The 324-nt window shown below is 29.6% G+C and carries 1 pseudogene; it reads right to left on the minus strand.

The features are described from left to right. Nucleotides 1-86: 86 nt before the first annotated feature. A pseudogene (locus V6251_RS15220) lies at nucleotides 87-324 on the minus strand (NAD-dependent epimerase); the annotation flags it as partial.

Below are 324 nucleotides of genomic sequence, written 5' to 3' on the forward strand. Positions count from 1 at the left end.
GATAAAGTATAAATTTAGTTAGAGATTCTTTTTTAGGTATTTATTTAACTATCAACAACTTAGATTATTTAATACAGCTACGACTTTTAACTTAAATTCCTTAGCATGTCTTTGGATATTCCATCTAAATCAAATTGATGTTTCCAATCCCATTGTTCTCTAGCTTCAGTGTCATCAATACTACTTGGCCAAGAGTCTGCAAGTTGTTGTCTAAAATCAGGCTTATAGCTGATTTTAAATTCTGGAATCTCTTTCTTTATAGACTCTGCAATCTCTTTTGGAGTAAAGCTAATTCCAGAAAGATTATAAGAAGATCTAATTTTT

The sequence above is a fragment of the Olleya sp. Ti.3.14 genome (assembly GCF_038154885.1).
Lineage (GTDB): Bacteria > Bacteroidota > Bacteroidia > Flavobacteriales > Flavobacteriaceae > Olleya.